General features: G+C 68.9%; 18 protein-coding genes and 4 tRNA genes. 8 read left to right on the top strand and 14 right to left on the bottom strand.

The window, feature by feature from the left end; translation table 11 throughout:
* The 11 genes from G6027_RS04785 to thrS form a co-directional block, all read right to left on the bottom strand.
* The coding region (locus G6027_RS04785) for a crossover junction endodeoxyribonuclease RuvC (RefSeq protein WP_182635882.1) at positions 1–574 on the bottom strand (574 nt) is incomplete at its 3' end.
* Positions 575–633: 59 nt separating this feature from the next.
* Positions 634–1386 carry a YebC/PmpR family DNA-binding transcriptional regulator gene (locus G6027_RS04790; protein WP_182635884.1) on the bottom strand — a complete coding sequence of 251 codons (753 nt, stop codon included), beginning with the start codon at positions 1384–1386 and terminating at the stop codon, positions 634–636.
* A gap of 81 nt (positions 1387–1467) precedes the next feature.
* Complete coding sequence (gene pdxT, locus G6027_RS04795; RefSeq protein ID WP_182635886.1) at positions 1468–2085, bottom strand: pyridoxal 5'-phosphate synthase glutaminase subunit PdxT; 618 nt, start codon at positions 2083–2085, stop codon at positions 1468–1470.
* Positions 2082–3014, bottom strand: a complete 933-nt coding sequence (locus G6027_RS04800) for an acyl-CoA thioesterase II (protein WP_346995633.1) — start codon at positions 3012–3014, stop codon at positions 2082–2084. The genes pdxT and G6027_RS04800 overlap by 4 nt, the downstream gene beginning before the upstream one ends.
* Positions 3015–3021: 7 nt before the next feature.
* A complete protein-coding gene (pdxS, locus tag G6027_RS04805; RefSeq protein WP_182635888.1) occupies positions 3022–3927 on the bottom strand; it encodes a pyridoxal 5'-phosphate synthase lyase subunit PdxS in 906 nt (301 codons plus the stop codon).
* A gap of 95 nt (positions 3928–4022) precedes the next feature.
* Positions 4023–4604 (bottom strand): NUDIX hydrolase, encoded by a 582-nt coding sequence (locus G6027_RS04810; RefSeq protein ID WP_182635890.1) that lies wholly within the window; start codon positions 4602–4604, stop codon positions 4023–4025.
* The gene (locus tag G6027_RS04815) at positions 4594–5709 is read right to left on the bottom strand and encodes a glycosyltransferase (RefSeq protein WP_182635892.1); all 1116 of its coding nucleotides are present in this window, start codon (positions 5707–5709) and stop codon (positions 4594–4596) included. The genes G6027_RS04810 and G6027_RS04815 overlap by 11 nt, the downstream gene beginning before the upstream one ends.
* Positions 5710–5716: 7 nt before the next feature.
* Positions 5717–6625, bottom strand: a complete 909-nt coding sequence (locus G6027_RS04820; protein ID WP_182635894.1) for a phosphatidylinositol mannoside acyltransferase — start codon at positions 6623–6625, stop codon at positions 5717–5719.
* Positions 6622–7266, bottom strand: coding sequence for a phosphatidylinositol phosphate synthase (gene pgsA / locus G6027_RS04825; protein ID WP_182635896.1), 645 nt, complete (start codon positions 7264–7266; stop codon positions 6622–6624). The genes G6027_RS04820 and pgsA overlap by 4 nt, the downstream gene beginning before the upstream one ends.
* 14 nt (positions 7267–7280) lie before the next feature.
* Positions 7281–7769 (bottom strand): HIT domain-containing protein, encoded by a 489-nt coding sequence (locus tag G6027_RS04830; protein ID WP_241726828.1) that lies wholly within the window; start codon positions 7767–7769, stop codon positions 7281–7283.
* Positions 7770–7855: 86 nt separating this feature from the next.
* Positions 7856–9955, bottom strand: a complete 2100-nt coding sequence (thrS, locus tag G6027_RS04835) for a threonine--tRNA ligase (protein WP_187702606.1) — start codon at positions 9953–9955, stop codon at positions 7856–7858.
* 157 nt (positions 9956–10112) lie between these two features.
* Between thrS and G6027_RS04840 the strand changes: the two genes are divergently transcribed.
* The gene (locus tag G6027_RS04840; protein ID WP_182635901.1) at positions 10113–10775 is read left to right on the top strand and encodes a DsbA family oxidoreductase; all 663 of its coding nucleotides are present in this window, start codon (positions 10113–10115) and stop codon (positions 10773–10775) included.
* A 77-nt stretch (positions 10776–10852) separates the two neighbouring features.
* On the opposite strand, the gene G6027_RS04845 is transcribed toward G6027_RS04840, so the two are convergent.
* Positions 10853–10924, bottom strand: a tRNA-Val gene (locus G6027_RS04845).
* Positions 10925–11193: 269 nt separating this feature from the next.
* Here G6027_RS04845 and G6027_RS04850 point away from each other — a divergent pair.
* The 4 genes from G6027_RS04850 to G6027_RS04865 all read left to right on the top strand — a co-directional run bounded on the left by G6027_RS04850 (position 11194) and on the right by G6027_RS04865 (position 12588).
* A tRNA-Gly gene (locus tag G6027_RS04850) sits at positions 11194–11266 on the top strand.
* A 48-nt stretch (positions 11267–11314) separates the two neighbouring features.
* A tRNA-Cys gene (locus G6027_RS04855) sits at positions 11315–11388 on the top strand.
* Positions 11389–11416: 28 nt separating this feature from the next.
* Positions 11417–11491, top strand: a tRNA-Val gene (locus G6027_RS04860).
* A gap of 176 nt (positions 11492–11667) precedes the next feature.
* Entirely contained in the window at positions 11668–12588 is a 921-nt protein-coding gene (locus G6027_RS04865; RefSeq protein ID WP_182635903.1) for a hypothetical protein, read from the top strand.
* On the opposite strand, the gene G6027_RS04870 is transcribed toward G6027_RS04865, so the two are convergent.
* Positions 12585–13085 carry a hypothetical protein gene (locus G6027_RS04870; protein WP_182635905.1) on the bottom strand — a complete coding sequence of 167 codons (501 nt, stop codon included), beginning with the start codon at positions 13083–13085 and terminating at the stop codon, positions 12585–12587. The two genes, G6027_RS04865 and G6027_RS04870, sit on opposite strands and share 4 nt — an antisense overlap.
* 297 nt (positions 13086–13382) lie before the next feature.
* Between G6027_RS04870 and G6027_RS04875 the strand changes: the two genes are divergently transcribed.
* Positions 13383–13613 carry a hypothetical protein gene (locus G6027_RS04875; protein ID WP_182635907.1) on the top strand — a complete coding sequence of 77 codons (231 nt, stop codon included), beginning with the start codon at positions 13383–13385 and terminating at the stop codon, positions 13611–13613.
* Positions 13614–13639: 26 nt separating this feature from the next.
* A complete protein-coding gene (locus G6027_RS04880) occupies positions 13640–14209 on the top strand; it encodes a GNAT family N-acetyltransferase (RefSeq protein WP_346995634.1) in 570 nt (189 codons plus the stop codon).
* Positions 14210–14213: 4 nt separating this feature from the next.
* On the opposite strand, the gene zapE is transcribed toward G6027_RS04880, so the two are convergent.
* Positions 14214–15230, bottom strand: coding sequence for a cell division protein ZapE (gene zapE / locus G6027_RS04885; RefSeq protein ID WP_182635909.1), 1017 nt, complete (start codon positions 15228–15230; stop codon positions 14214–14216).
* Between the two features lie 50 nt (positions 15231–15280).
* Between zapE and G6027_RS04890 the strand changes: the two genes are divergently transcribed.
* Complete coding sequence (locus G6027_RS04890) at positions 15281–16033, top strand: dihydrofolate reductase family protein (protein ID WP_182635911.1); 753 nt, start codon at positions 15281–15283, stop codon at positions 16031–16033.
* Positions 16034–16145 lie beyond the last annotated feature (112 nt).

Genomic DNA, 16145 nt, shown 5'->3' on the forward strand with positions numbered 1-16145 from the left:
CGGCGGCCTCCGTCGCCGCCGCCCTGCCTTTGACAACCTTGGCCTGGAACCCCGCCCGTGACCGGGCCACCTGCGCATCCAGCGCGCTCACCCGCCCTTGCATGGGCGCCCGCCAGCTGTGGCAGACAGCCAGCGCCAGGGCGTCGGCCGCGTCCGCGGGACTGGGCGGCTTCTGCAACCCGAGTATCCGCGTGATCATGAGCGTCATCTGCTTCTTGTCCGCACGTCCGCTTCCGGTGATCGCCGCCTTGACCTCCGACGGAGTGTGAAACGCCACCGGGATGTCCCGGTACGCCGCGGCCATGGCCACGACTCCGGCCGCCTGCGCCGTGCCCATCGCGGTGGACACCTGGTTCTGGGCGAAGACGCGCTCGATGGCCACCACGTCGGGTCGGTGGATGGCCATCCACTCGTCGGCCACCTCGTGGACCGCCCGCAGCCGGCGTTCGAGCGGTTCCTCCGCACTGGTGCGCACCACGTCCACGTCGAGAGCGGTGACGGCGCGACCCGGTGCTGTCTCGATCAACGCGAGACCGCACCGGGTCAACCCGGGGTCCACTCCCATGACGCGCATCGAACCTCCGCCGACCAGTGATAGAACCTACGTTCGAGACCCTACCAGCGGGCCGGACGTCAGGAGTCCAGGGCGGCCAGCACGTCGTCCGGGATATCGACGTTCGAGTAGACGTTCTGGACGTCGTCGGAGTCCTCGAGAGCGTCGATCAGGCGGAAGATCTTGCCCGCCCCCTCCGTGTCGACGGTGACCTCGACGGAGGCGCGGAAGCCCGACTCCGCGGACTCGTAGTCGATCCCCGCCTCCTGGAGCGCAGTGCGGACCTGGACGAGGTCGGTAGGTTCACAGATCACCTCGAAGCGGTCGCCGAGGTCGTTGACCTCCTCGGCTCCGGCGTCGAGCACCGCCATCAGGACGTCGTCCTCCTCGAGCTCGCCCTTGTCCAGGACGATCTCGCCCTTCCGGGCGAAGAGGTAGGCCACGGAGCCCGGGTCGGCCAGGTTGCCACCGTTCCGGGTCATGGCAGTCCGGACCTCCATGGCCGCGCGGTTGCGGTTGTCCGTGAGGCACTCGATGAGCATCGCCACGCCGTTGGGGCCGTAACCCTCGTACATGATGGTCTCCCAGTCGGCGCCGCCGGCCTCCTCGCCGGCGCCACGCCGGCGCGCCCGCTCCACGTTGTCGCCCGGGACAGAGTTCTTCTTGGCCTTCTGGATGGCGTCGAACAGCGTCGGGTTGCCGTCGGGATCACCACCACCCGTGCGGGCCGCCACCTCGATGTTCTTGACGAGTTTGGCGAAGAGCTTGCCGCGCTTGGAGTCGATCGCCGCCTTCTTGTGCTTGGTGGTGGCCCACTTGGAATGGCCTGACATGGGGAGTTCCGCCCTCCGGGGTGTCTGGGGTGAGGCCTGGATGACCTCCGGGTGACTTACGGGTGCCGCTGACGGCCCACTCTACGAGGTCGCCGCCCTCACCATGTCGAGGAAGTACCGATGGACGCGCACGTCGTCGGTGACCTCGGGGTGGAACGAGGTGGCCAGCGCATTGCCCTGGCGCACCGCGACCACGTGATCGTGGCCGTCCGAGGCCCGGACGCCGGCGAGGACCTCGACGTCCGGGCCCACCGTCTCCACCCACGGCGCCCGGATGAACACCGTCCGCACCGGGTCGGGACCGAGGGCGTCGACGACGAGGTCGGCCTCGAACGAGTCGACCTGCCGCCCGAAGGCGTTCCGACGGACGGTCATGTCGATGGCGGAGAACCATGTGGCGTCCGGGCGGGTGTCGAGCACCACGGAGGCCAGCAGGATCATGCCCGCGCACGAGCCGTAGACGGGCATACCGTCGGCGATCCTGTCGGACACCGGCTGGTACATGTCGTACACGTCCAGCAGGCGGCTCATCGCGGTCGACTCACCGCCCGGCAGCACCAGTCCGTCGACCGTGTCGAGCTCCGATCGCCGGCGCACCGTGACGGCCTCCGCCCCGACGGACTCCAGGTGGCTCAGGTGTTCGGCGACGTCACCCTGGAGGGCGAGCACACCGATCCGGGGACGGCCCGCCGCGCTCACCCGCGATCCCCGCGGGAACCGGCGTCCCCGGGGGCCGAGCCGGTGCGGTCGGTCTCCGCGCGGTTGGTGTCGGTGCCCGACAGGTCCACCGGGAAGGACTGGGCACCCTCCCGGAGGCGACGCGACAACCCCTCCTGGGTGACCGCCGCGACGAGGCGCCCCGTCCGGTCGAAGATGCGGCCCTGGGTGAGGGCCCTGCCGCCGAAGGCGGACGGGGACGTCTGGTCGTACAGCAGCCAGTCGTCGGCCCGGAACGGGCGGAGAAACCACATGGCGTGGTCCAGGGAGGCGTCCTGGGTGGGCTCGTCCGGGTGGATGACCTTCGCCGAGCTGAGCAGGGTCATATCCGACATGTAGGCGAGCGTGCACACGTGGAAGTTGGGGTCGTCCGGCAGTTCGTCCACGCACCGGAACCACACCCGCTGCTGCGAGGCGATCTGCGAGGATCCGCGGAGCCTCTCGCGCGGCACCATCCGGATGTCCCACTGCGCCCACTCGTCCACGAAGACGCGGTGGGTCTCGTCCAGGTCCTCGTACCGGGGCGCGGGGATCTCCTCGGCGTCGATCACGTCCGGGATCGGGTCCTGGTGCTCGATCCCCTCCTGGTCGCGGAGGTGGAACGAGGCCGACATCGAGAAGATGGGCTCGCCCTCCTGGATCGCGGTGACCCGTCGGGTGGCGAAGCTGCGCCCGTCCCGCAGCCGGTCGACCTGGAAGACGGTCGGAGCCGACGGGATCCCCGGGCGGATGAAGTACCCGTGGAGGGAATGGACGTGCTTGTCGTCGTCGACGGTGCTGACCGCGGCGGTCAGGGTCTGACCGGCGACCTGGCCGCCGAAGGTGCGTTGCAGGTGGGTCTCGATCGGGTGACCACGGTAGAGATCGCGGTCGATCCGCTCGATCGCGAGGATGTCCTCGATCTTGGCCACCGGTGGGTCACCAACCCCGCTCGGCGAGCCGGTGCGGCTCCGGGATGTCGTCCACGTTGATTCCCACCATGGCCTCGCCCAGGCCGCGGGAGATGTTCGCCAGGGTCTCCGGGTCGTCGTGGAATGTGGTGGCCTTGACGATCGCCCTCGCACGCTCGGACGGGTTGCCGGACTTGAAGATGCCCGATCCGACGAACACTCCCTCGGCGCCGAGCTGCATCATCATCGCGGCATCGGCGGGGGTGGCGATACCGCCGGCGGTGAAGAGCACCACGGGGAGCTTGCCGTTGCGCGCGACCTCCTTGACGAGATCGTACGGCGCCTGGAGCTCCTTGGCGGCCACGTAGAGCTCGTCCTCGGGCAGGTTCTGCAGGCGCCGGATCTCCTGGCGGATCTTGCGCATGTGTGTGGTGGCGTTGGAGACGTCGCCCGTCCCGGCCTCACCCTTGGAGCGGATCATCGCCGCGCCCTCGGTGATGCGCCGCAGTGCCTCGCCGAGGTTGGTGGCGCCACAGACGAACGGCACGGTGAACTCGAACTTGTCGATGTGGTTGGCGTAGTCGGCCGGGGTGAGGACCTCGGACTCGTCGACGTAGTCCACGCCGAGCGCCTGGAGGATCTGCGCCTCGACGAAGTGGCCGATGCGGGCCTTGGCCATCACGGGGATGGAGACGGCCTCGATGATCCCGTCGATGAGATCGGGGTCGCTCATCCTGGCGACGCCGCCCTGCGCGCGGATGTCGGCGGGGACCCGCTCGAGGGCCATGACGGCCACGGCGCCGGCGTCCTCGGCGATCTTCGCCTGCTCTGCGGTCACGACGTCCATGATGACGCCACCCTTGAGCATCTCGGCCATACCTCGCTTGACGCGTGCGGTTCCGGTGGTGTTCTCGGTGGACTGCGGCTCGCTCACGAAATAGGCCTTTCCTGGCGTCGATGACACGTAGTAGGCATCCAGTGTAGGTCGCCCTGACCTCGGTTCCCCAACCGCCGCCCCACCGCGCCGGGTCAGCCTCCCGCGGGTGGGTGGTCGACGAGTTCGACGTAGTCGGGCATCGGGGCGCGCCCCGCCAGTCGGAGCGCCCTCACGGTTCCCTTCTCGCGCAGGGTCCTGGTGTCTCGGACCGCGTCGTTGTAGAAACTCCGCGCCATTGACACCCTGTCGGTCACGTCCTCGAGTTCGGCGGCCAGGTCGCCCGGCAACGCGGCCACGTCCAGTCCGGACAGCAGGGTGCCGAGGGTGTTCTCCGCTCGCTCGGCGTCCGGCGCACCGTCGTCATCCACCGGCTGGTCCGGGCCGGGCTCGGGCCGGGGGTCGGTCCCCGTGACCGAGTCGGCTGGATGGGCGCGGGCCGACACCAGGGCGTGCGACAACCGCTGCGCCGACGCGGGGTCCCGGCCGCCCAGTTCGGCGACGATCGCCGCGGTCACCGTGTGGCGGCGCTCCAGGGCGCCGATCAGTGCGGCCCGGGCGAGGTCCGTCCGAATGTGGAGTCTGTCGAGACGATGTGCGGTGAGGTAGGCGGCGAGGAGGGCGGTCACCGCCAGGATGACGAGTGCGACGACGAGGAGGATCGCTTCAGCGGACACGCAGCGTCTCCCCCGGCCCACGGACGGTCTCGTACACGCGGATCACCCGCTCCGCCACGACCGGCCAGTCGAACTCCCGGACCGCCTCGGACGCGCGGACGCAGAGATCGGCGCGGTAGGCGTCGTCACCCAGCACGCGGACGAGGGCGGCCGCCAGGCCACCGGAGTCCCCCACCGGGGCGAGTTCACCACAGTCGCCGTCGCCCAGGACCCGGCGGAACGCGTCGAGATCGGAGGCCACCACGGCGGTCCCGGCCGCCATCGCCTCCACCAGGACGATCCCGAAACTCTCCCCGCCCGTGTTGGGGGCGCAGTAGACGTCCGCGGCCGCGAGCACCGCGGCCTTGCGGGTGTCGTCGACGCGGCCGAGGAACTCCACGTCGAGGCCCGACGGCAACCGGTCCCGCAGGGCCCGCTCGTCGCCGTCACCCATGATCCGCAACCGGAGGTTCGGCACGGCCTCCAGCACGTCCGGGAGTGCGGAGACCAGAACGTCCATACCCTTGCGCGGTTCGTCGTAGCGTCCGAGGAAGGCCACGGTGGGTGAACCGGATCGCTCGGCCGTGGCGTCGACCTCGCGGAACGCGGCGACGTCCACTCCGTTGGGGATCTCCACCGCACCGGATCCGAGGGCCTCCATCTGCCATCGCCGGGCGAGGGTCGACACCGCGATCCGACCGCGGATCTTCTCCAGGAGCGGGGCGAGTGCGCCATCTGCGGCACCGAGGATCATCGAGCCGGAGGTGGACGTGTGGAAGGTGGCCGTGATGGGTCCCGAGGACATCGCCAGGGCGAACATGCCGACACCCGGCGCGTTGGGTTCGTGGATGTGCAACACGTCCAGTGGCTCCCGGCGCAGCCAGTGACGGGTGGCCCGCCAGGCCGCGGGTCCGAAGCTCAGCCGGGCCACGGACCCGTTGTACGGGATCGGGACGCCAGGACCCGTCAGCGTCATCCCGGATACGGGAGCGTTCTCGGGGCGGCCGGGAGCGAGCACACGGACCGTGTGGCCGCGTCGACGCAACTCCTCGGTCAGATCCACCACGTGGGCCTGCACGCCGCCCGGCGCATCGAAGGAGTAGGGGCAGATCATGCCGATGCGCACGAGTCGATCAGCCCTCGATCCGCGCGCGCCGGTCGGCGGACAGGTCGTCGAGCCACAGGGGCTGGAGCATGTGCCAGTCCGCCGGGTGACGGGCGATCCCCTCGGCGAAGAGATCGGCCATCGCCTGCACGGCCGCCTCGACGCCACCGGAGACGTCGATGGGCGGGGTGATCCGCACGCGCATCGTCTCCTCGTCGGAATACCAGAACTGCGCCACCAGGAACGGGGCACCGGTCTCCACCGCGAGCCGGGCGGCCCCGGCGGGCATGCGGGTGGTCTCACCGAAGAAGGTCACCGGGACGCCGGTGCGACGTAGGTCCCGCTCGCCGGGCAGGCACACGATGCCGCCCCCGGCGAGGAACTCACGGAGCGCGTCGAGCGGCGGCGTGGGCCCGCCGGTGTGTGGATAGATGGTGAATCCCAGGCTCTCCCGATACTCAAGGAAGCGCTGGTAGAGGGATTCCGGCTCCAACCTCTCGGCGACCGTCGCGAACGTGCCGTACCGCCGGGCCAGCCATGTCCCGCCGAGATCCCAGTTGGCCGAGTGCGGGAGCGCCACGATCACCCCTCGGCCCTCGGCCAGGGCGGCGTCGAGGTGGTCGACGCCCTCGATGGTCCGGTCCATCTCCCTGGCCACGGCTTCGCGGTCCATCGAGGGCAGACGGAACGCCTCCCGCCAGTAGCGTGCGTAGGAGCGAAAAGAGTCGCGGATGAGGTCGTCGGGGACCTCCGCCGGGCCGACCCCGAGGACCCGGGACAGGTTCCTGCGCAGTTGCGAGTCCTCGCCCTGACGTCGGGCGGCGATGTCGGCTCCGGCCCGGAACAGGGCCCGTGCCACCGGTTCGGGAAGCGCGCGCACCACCGCCCATCCCGCGGCGTACCCGAGGTCCGAGACCCGTTGGCCCACCCGGTTCACCGGTCGCCCGCCGTCGGTGAACCGAGCCGGTCGAGCCGCCCGAGGTGGTCGGCCCGCCCGCCCCACACCCTCTGGAGGATCGTGATGAGGCTGCCCACCGCGACCACGGTGATCGCGACCTCGAGGGCCCAGGGCACGCCCAGTCCCTCCAGGCCGGCACCGAGCAGGATCAGGACCAGTCGGTCGGCGCGTTCCATGAGACCGCCGGGTGTGCGCAGTCCCCCGGCGTCCGCACGGGCCTTGGAATACGAGACCACCTGGGAGAGCACGAGGCACGCCAGCAGCATGCCGAGCGCGTACTTGTTGTCCGGTTCGGCGTCCACCAGCCACCACAGCAGGGACGCGAGGATCACACCGTCGGCCACCCGGTCCGACACCGCGTCGACCAGCGCGCCGTACGGGGACCCGCCGTCACCCGCCCGGGCGACCGCGCCGTCGACCAGGTCGAGCAGTGTGCACAGGGCGATCACGATCGCGCCGGCGACCAGATGGCCGTTGCCGAAGAGCACGACGGCCGCCGCACAGGTCAGGACGAGCCCGGTCAGGGTGATGCCGTTGGCGGTGACCCCGATCCGGACCAGGAACGCCGCGAAGGGGTGTGCCACCTTGGTGACACCCGACCTTCCGAACTCGCTGAGCATCTGTCCCCCCGAAATCAGGTGTGGTCGGGCCCGGGCACCGTCGACCACGCCTCGGCCAGCAGTTGTCGGGTCTGACGGAGCAACTGCGGCAGCACCTTGGTTCCGCCGGTCACGGTAATGAAGTTGGCGTCGCCGATCCAGCGTGGCACGACGTGTTGGTGCAGATGATCCGACAGCGAACCCCCGGCGGCGCTGCCCAGGTTGAGTCCCACGTTGAACGAATCGGGTCGGGACACGGCCTTGATGACCCGGATCAGGTGCTGGGTGTACGACATGAGTTCGCGCGCCTCGTCGTCGTCGAGATCCTCCAGGTCGGCCACCTTGCGGTACGGCACCACCATGGCGTGCCCCGGGTTGTAGGGGTACAGGTTGAGGACAACGTACACATGGGCGCCACGGGCGACCATCAGGCCGTCCTCGTCGCTCATCCGGGGGATGTCGAGGAAGGGCTCACCGGTCATTCCCTCGGCGGGCTCGGGCGTCGACTCCGCGATGTACGTCATGCGGTACGGGGTCCACAGCAGTTGCAGACGGTCCTCCCCCGCGCCGTACTGGCGGTACGCGTCCGTCGGGGTCGGCTCCCGGGGCGTCACACCCGCTCCGCCGTGGGCACGTCGTTGCGCCGCGAGTTGATCCAGTACCCGATCTTGTCCATCGCGGCGTTCCTGGACACACCGTTGAGCTGGGTGCCGTCGGGGAACCGGAAGCTCACCGCGCCCGCCTCCACGTCCCGGTCGCCGGCGAGAAGCATGAACGGGACCTTGCCGGTCGTGTGGTTGCGGATCTTCTTCTGCATCCGCTCGTCCGCGAGATCGAGCTCGGCGCGGATCCCCCGGCCGCGGAGCTCGTCGATCACGTCCTCGAGGTGCTTCTCGTGCGCCTCCGCCACGGGGATCCCAACCACCTGCACGGGCGCGAGCCACGCCGGGAACATCCCCGCGTAGTGCTCGAGCAGGACGGCGAAGAACCGCTCGATGGACCCGAAGAGCGCGCGGTGGATCATCACCGGGCGCTTCTTGGTGCCGTCGGCGGCGTTGTAGGTGAGATCGAACAGCTCGGGGAGGTTGAAGTCGAGCTGCACGGTGGACATCTGCCAGGTGCGGCCGATCGCGTCCCGCGCCTGGACCGAGATCTTGGGTCCGTAGAAGGCCGCCCCGCCCGGATCCGGGACCAGCTCGAGGCCCGAGTTGGTGGCGACCCGTTCAAGTGTCTCGGTGGCCCGCTCCCAGATCTCGTCACCGCCGACGTACTTCTCGGGGTCCTTGGTGGACAGCTCGAGGTAGAAGTCCTCGAGCCCGTAGTCGCGCAGCAGCGAGATGATGAAGGACAGGACGGAGGCGATCTCGCCCTCCATCTGGTCCTCGGTGCAGTAGATGTGAGCGTCGTCCTGCGTGAAGCCGCGTGCGCGGGTGAGTCCGTGGATCACGCCCGACTTCTCGTACCGGTACACCGTGCCGAACTCGAACATCCGCAGCGGCAGTTCACGGTACGAGCGGCCGCGGGAGTCGAAGACCAGGTTGTGCATTGGGCAGTTCATGGGCTTGACGTAGTAGTCCTGCCCCGGCTTGGTCTCCTTGCCGTCGGCGTCGTACTCCGCGTCCAGGACCATGGGAGGGAACATGCCCTCCGAGTACCAGCTCAAGTGCTGCGACTTCCGGAAAAGGTCGCCCTTGGTCACGTGCGGGGTGTTGACCAGCGAGTACCCGGCGGACAGGTGCCGCTTGAGGGAATGCTGCTCCATCTCGTTCCGGATGATCCCGCCACGAGGGTGGAACACCGGGAACCCCGACCCGATCTCGTCGGGGAAGCTGAACAGATCCAACTCGGTGCCGAGTCGGCGGTGGTCCCGCTTCTCCGCCTCGGCGAGGCGATCGAGATAGGCGTCCATCGCCTCGGTGCTTTCCCACGCCGTGCCGTAGACGCGCTGGAGACCGGCGTTCTTCTGATCCCCGCGCCAGTACGCCGCGGAGGAACGGGTGAGGGTGAACGCGGGGATGAATTTGGTGGTGGGAGTGTGGGGACCCCGGCACAGATCCGACCAGATCACCTCGCCCGTGCGCGGGTTGAGGTTGTCGTACGCGGTCAGTGCGCCGGCCCCGACCTCCATGATCTCCGCGTCCTCGAGCGCCTCGGCGCCCCCGGCGTCGCCGGAGTCGGCCCGGCCCTTGTCCTCGACCAATTCGAGCTTGTAGGGCTCGCTCGCGAGCTCGGTGCGTGCCTCGTCCAGTGAGGCGTACTCACGCCGGGCGAAACGCTGGCCCGACTTGATGATCTTCTTCATCCGCTTCTCGAGGTCCTTGAGGTCCTCGGGAGTGAACGGCTCGGCCACGTCGAAGTCGTAGTAGAAGCCGTTCTCGATCGGCGGGCCGATGCCCAGCTTGGCCTCGGGGAACTTGTCCTGGACGGCCTGCGCCAGCACGTGGGCGCAGGAGTGCCTGATGACGGACCTGCCGTCCTCGGTGTCCGCGCGGACGAGTTCGACCTCGGTGTCCGCCTCGGGCACCCACGACAGGTCGCGCAGCGCGCCGCCGGGGTCGCGTACCACCACGACGGTCTCCGGGCCGCTCCTCGACTGCAGCTCCCGTTCGGCGAGGACCTTGCCCGCCGGCTCTCCCGCCGGGATGACGGTAGTGGTCACGGTTGTCGTCACTGCGCCCGCACCCGTCGAGTCGACTTCGGCTTCCGGCATGCGGTTCTCGGACACGGGGGGCGATCTCCTCGGCAGTGGACGACGGGTGGCCGTGGGCCATCCGTGATGCGGCCCAGTTCCGGTGACGGACCTGGGCCGGTTCATGCTACCCGGCGACTCCCGGAATCCCGGACCGCCTCGGGCCGTTGTACCCGCCATGCGCATCGACATCTGGTCCGACGTCGTCTGCCCGTTCTGCTGGATCGGGAAACGACATCTCGAGGCCGCCCTGGAGGACTTCCGGGCAGACCACCCCGGGACGGTCGTCGAGGTGGTCTGGCGGGCCTTCGAACTCGACCCCGCGGCGCCGCGTCACGGCGAGAGCGGCCACGACGAGTCCAGCGCGCAGATGCTCTCGCGCAAATACGGGATGACGCCGGCGGAGGCCGAGGCCGCGCAGGAGCAGATGGCCGGACGGTTCCGGGAACTCGGGTTGGAGTTCGACTGGAGATCCGCCAGGATCTCCTCCACCTTCGACGCCCACCGGCTGGCGGCACTGGCCGCGGACCACGGCCTGTCGGACGTGGTCGACGAGGCACTGCGCCGCGCCTACTTCACGGACGGCGAGCAGCTCTCCGACCCGGAGGTCCTCAGGCGCATCGGTGTCGGGGCCGGGCTGCCCGCCGATGCGGTCGACCTGATGCTGTCCGGGGACGGGTTCGGCGACCGCGTCCGCGAGGACGTGGAGGCCGCCCGTGGGATCGGGGTGCAGGGAGTGCCGTTCTTCGTCCTCGACGGTCGGCTCGCCGTGAGCGGTGCGCAACCCGTCGAGGTGTTCGGCCAGGCCCTGGAGCAGGCTATTGCCGACCGGCAGGCCTGACGCGGGGCGCCGGCCTGCCCGGATACGGACGCAGCCCCGTCTCGGCGGTCACCGGGGCGGGGGCTGCATGTGCGGTGTGGTCCTAACTGGGTTCGAACCAGTGACCTCTCCGGTGTGAACGGAGCGCTCTTCCACTGAGCTATAGGACCGCGCGTGGCCGGATCTCCCGATCGGCACCGGAACACTGTAGCAAGCCGGACCCGCGGCCCCAATTCGGGGTCGGACGGGTGCAGGCGGCATGGCGTGCCGGCACCGAAAGGCGCACCGCCGCCCGATGAACACGGGGTCGGAAGTACTTCGGATTCAGGTGTCAGTGCAGGTGCGGACCTGTTTCCGACCCCCGATTTGTGTTCCAAGTTCGGCGTCGGCTAATGTTCATTCTCGCAACGCGGTGAGCAACAGCGAGCCGGGGAGCAGTGCGGATGTGGCGCAGCTGGTAGCGCATCACCTTGCCAAGGTGAGGGTCGCGGGTTCGAATCCCGTCATCCGCTCGGAGGGATCGAGGAGCCAGGAGTCCTCACCGGGCTCGATACCTTTTCGGTGGAGTGGCCGAGTGGTGAGGCAGCGGCCTGCAAAGCCGTCAACACGGGTTCGATTCCCGTCTCCACCTCCACGCCGGAGAGATCCGGTCGGTGAATCCCGCGCGATTAGCTCAGCGGGAGAGCGCTTCCCTGACACGGAAGAGGTCACTGGTTCAATCCCAGTATCGCGCACCATAGAAGCACCAGGTCAGGCCCCCTTTCGAGGGGGCCTTTCCTCGTTGTGTGCCCATATCGTGACCAAGGGGTGCCGCGAGCCCACGGCCGTGCCCATGCCACAGAGGGTCGGGACTACTCCCCTATGTCAACGCGGTCGCGTGTCCGCTGTCGGTGGCTCGTCGTACCCTCAGCGCATGGAAGAAGTCGGACATGTCCCCGAGGGGTTTCACACCTTGGCGCGGACGATGGAACGCTTGCCGGACCTATGGCACACGTTCGATGACCAGATCAACATCCCTCACAAGAGACCGAGCACGGCCTGGAGCGACTGCACTGCTAACCGGCGGTATGCGAGCGAGTGGTCTCAGACGCCATTCGACAACTTGTTCACGCAGGCGGTCATGTCCCTTAGTCACTCGTTCGACCAGATCCGCGGCGCGGCTGCGAGCGTTCCCGCGCCGCGGGTCGCGTACGCGTTCTACGCGAACATCCGGGTAGCCGTCGTGGCTGCCTCCCGGACGGCTTGGGTGTTGGGAGAGGCTGATCAGCGTGAGCGGCTGCGGCGGCACCTGACGTTAGAACTGGAGGGGACGGAATCTCGGCGGGCAATCCTCGAGCTCGACGGCGGTGAGGACGTACAGTCGGCGCGCAGGATCGAGGCCGCGCGCCGCTTTGCCGAGGATCAGGGATTCATCGTCGAGAACGGTCGAAAGATTCGCGGCAGGGCGACTACCGTGGTCAAGTCACACGCCGATCAGGCAATGTCGGAGGCCAAGCCATCTGAGACGGCGAGGGCCGCTTTCGTTTTTCGCGCCTTGGACCTCCCAGACGGCCTACGTTCTGGGCTCTATTCGCTACTCTCTGAGGTAGTCCACGACCGCCCCTTGCTGGCGGGGTTCGGTTCTCTAAAGTTTCAGGGCCAGTCGCGGGCCGGGTTCTCGACGGGAACGATCAGTGCCGAGCTAGACAGGGTTGCCATGCTCACTATCCTCGGCGGATACGCCGCGTACACGACCGGGATCAGCACACTGGCGTACACCGGTGGCAACTCAGATCGGTTTCGCGGCGAGGGGGCTCTAATTCTGCGCGACTGGCGTGGCTACTTCAGCGGCTAATCCGCAGCCGGGTAGTCGTCCGGCGTCATCGTCCGAGCCTCGGCGGAGTTGTACGGATCCCGGGGTGGCGGCGCTCCCACTCGGCCTCGAGGACGCCGCGGAGACCGGATGACGGCGGGGGTCACGTCGGCCAGCGCGTAGTCGCCGAGGTACGGGGTGATCCTGGAGGACCAGAACCGGCGGTACTCGGCGCGGGTCTTGGGCCTGAGGTCCCTCTCGGTCAGCCACCCCTGTCCGTACTCCTCGACGGTCAGCACCTTGATCGTGGCGGCGGCCTCGGCCTCGGCGGCGCGATCGGCCGGGGAGGTCCACACGTCCAGCTCGACGAGCCGCTCCTCGGCCCGCAGCCAGGCGTACGCGTCCCCGTTGGTCTCGAAGGTCCGCGGGGCGGTGTGCCTCTCGAGGTCGGGGCCGGTGTACCGCGCCTGGTACCTGCCGGAGGGAAGACGGCGGACGGTACCGAACTGGCGCCGTGCGCTATCCGCTGCCCGTGCCATGGTGCGACTCTCGTTGTGCCCATCCCGTGCCCAAAGCGTGCCAATAGACGTCACTTCGTGCCCCAAGTTGTCCACAGCTGTACACCTGAGCATCTGTGTTCTACCTGCTCAGATCAGGTGCTTTCGCAGGTTAAGCGGATGGGGACTATCACCAACAGTACTGGTTCAATCCCAGTATCGCGCACCACGACACACGCCCCGGCTTACCGCCGGGGCGCCGTGCATTTCGGCGGGATCGCACCCGGTTCGGTACCGCCCCGTGCCCGCCATGTGATGAAGATCACTCATCATCGTAGTATGTCTACCGCGCACAAGCTTCCACACACGACGACGGTCGACTCGATAGCTCTGGAGGACGTCCGGGGGCGGGTCGTCGACCTCCGCCACACCACGGGCATCCTGGTCGATCTGCGCCGCACGGCCACGGACACCTACGAGGTCACGATGGTTCTCGGAGGCGGGGACGACTCGGAACGGCTGGTGATGTCCGGGGTAGGTGGGACCGAGAACCTTCACCTGCATTCCTGATCCCCGCGCCCCGCTAGTCTCACGGGGTGATCGCCAGCGTCGAACCCACCGTCGAACCCGCCGTCGCGGCAGATCTCGGCCCGATTGCCGAGCTGGCAGCCCGGACGTTCCCGCTGGCGTGTCCCCCGGATCTCCCCCGGGACTCGATCGACGCCTTCATCACCCGGCATCTCTCCACCGGCGCGCTGAGTGTCCATCTGGTCACCCCCGGGCACGAACTCCTCGCGGCCAGGACGCCGGGTGGGCGACTCGCCGCATACGCACTCCTCGTGGACGGGATCGAGATGGACCCGGCCTGCGCCGATCAGATCCTCCACCGACCCACCGTCGGGATCAGCAAGCTGTACGTCGACCCCGGCCACCACGGTTCGGGCATCGCGGCCCTGGTTCTCGACGACGTCGTCCGGAGGTGTGCCGGGAGGGGCGCGCGCAGCCTGTGGCTCGCCACCAACGTCGCCAACACCAGGGCACGCCGCTTCTACGTCAAGCAGGGGTTCGTCGAGCGGGGATCGCGCACGTTCGACGTGGGCGGTGTCTCGAACACCGATGTGGTGTTCGAGAAGGAGCTGGTCGGGACAGCCCCGGGTTCGGACTGAGCGTTCAGCCCCCGACCGTCTCGAAGCGTGACAGCGCGAGGAGCCGGGACGTGGCGCGGAGGTACTTCTTCCGGTAGCCACCCGCGATCATCTCCTCGGTGAAGATGGCGTCCAGCTTCTGACCCGAGTTGCGCACGGGGATCCCGGCGTCGTACAAGCGGTCCGCCAGGACGACCAGACGAAGGGCGATGGCCTGGTCCGGGAGCGGTGCCACGTCGCGCAGGCACACCCTGGTCACCCCGTCGACGAGTCGGTTGTACTTGGACGGGTGGAGGGTGGCCAGGTGCCCGCACAGCGCGTCGAAGTCGTCCAGCGTCGCCCCGGGATCCGCGCCGGCGTCCGCCTCGAGCTCCGCCTCGGACATCGGGTCGGGCGCCGGAGGCAGGTTCCGGTGCCGGTAGTCGGGACCGTCGACTCGGATCGATTCGAAGATCCCCGACATCTTGCGGATCTCGCGCATGAAGTCCTTGGCCGCGAACCGCCCCTCCCCGAGCTGTTCGGGAAGGGTGTTGGAGGTGGCCGCGATGCTGACGCCCGCCGTGGTGAGTTCCGCGAGAAGCCGGGACACCAGCATGGTGTCACCCGGGTCGTCGAGTTCGAACTCGTCGATGCACAGCACCGAGTGACCGGACAGTTCCTCGACCGCACGGTTGAAGCCGAGGGCACCCACCACGTGCGTCAGTTCGACGAACGTGCCGAACGCCTTGGGTTCGGGACACGTGTGGTAGATCGAGGTCAACAGGTGGGTCTTGCCCACTCCGAAACCACCGTCGAGGTAGATCCCCGCCCCCTCCACCGACTTCGGTCGACGCCCGAACAGTCCCTTCTTCGGGGAACGACGGGACACGACCCCCTCGGCGAACTCCCGGCACGCGTTGACCGCGGCGGCCTGAGAGGGCTCGGCCGGGTCCGGGATGTAGGACTCGAAACTCACGTCATCGAACATCGACGGTGGGACCATCTGTGCCACGAGTTGGTCGGCGGGGACCACCGGGGTGACGTCAACGAGGCGAGAGACCATGCCGAGAGCCTATCGTGGGGCGACAGGCGTCAGAACGGAAGGAGCCCCAGGTGCTGTCGACCCGACCCCCCGCGCTCGACGACGACCCGGCTGCGCTCGACGCGATCTGGTCCGCCCTCCGGCCGGACCGCCCCACCGGCGTCCCGATGATCCGTGCCGTGATGATCTCCTCCGTCGACGGGACCACGACCATCGACGGCCGGAGCGGGGGCCTGGGAACGCCCACCGACCGCCTGGTCTACGACGCCATGCGGGCCCGCGCCGACCTCGTCCTGGTGGGTTCCGGCACAGCGTTGGCCGAGGGATACGGCCCCGCCGAGGTGAGCCGGGTCTGGGCGGACAGACGCACCGGCCCGGCGCCCACCGTCCTCGTCCTCACGCGGTCGCTACCGGATCGGCTGATCGACCTCTGTGCCGATACCGGCGACAGGGTCCGTATCGCCGCAGCACACGCGGTGGACGGTCGGCGCGTCGAGGCCGCGCGGGCGCGGGGTGTGACCGTTCACGTACTCGACCCGGGTCCGACCGGTGCCGCGGTGCGCGCGTTGGCGTCCCACCTCCACGCCGACGAGGTGGACTTCGAGGGCGGCCCTCGACTCCTCGGGACACTGCTCTCGGAGGGGGCTGTGGATGATCTCGTCCTGTCGGTGGCGCCGGAGGTCATCATCGGTGGCGACGACTCGACCCTGACCCCCGGGCACGGACCCGGCAGCACCCGGGTTCCCATGCGGGTCGTCTCGGCGTTCACCTGCCCGCGGGGAGGTCTGTACACCCGCTGGGCAGTCGGCGAGGGCGTCCGTTGACCGGGATGCGGCCCGCCCGGGCCGCCGGGACCGTGGTCACAGCCCTTATCGCGACCCTGGCCGTGGTGGTGGCCGGGTGTGCGCCCCTGCCCGCCACGGGGCCGCGGCTGGC

The organism is Dietzia sp. SLG310A2-38A2 (genome assembly GCF_014145095.1).
In the GTDB taxonomy this organism is placed as follows: Bacteria; Actinomycetota; Actinomycetes; order Mycobacteriales; family Mycobacteriaceae; genus Dietzia.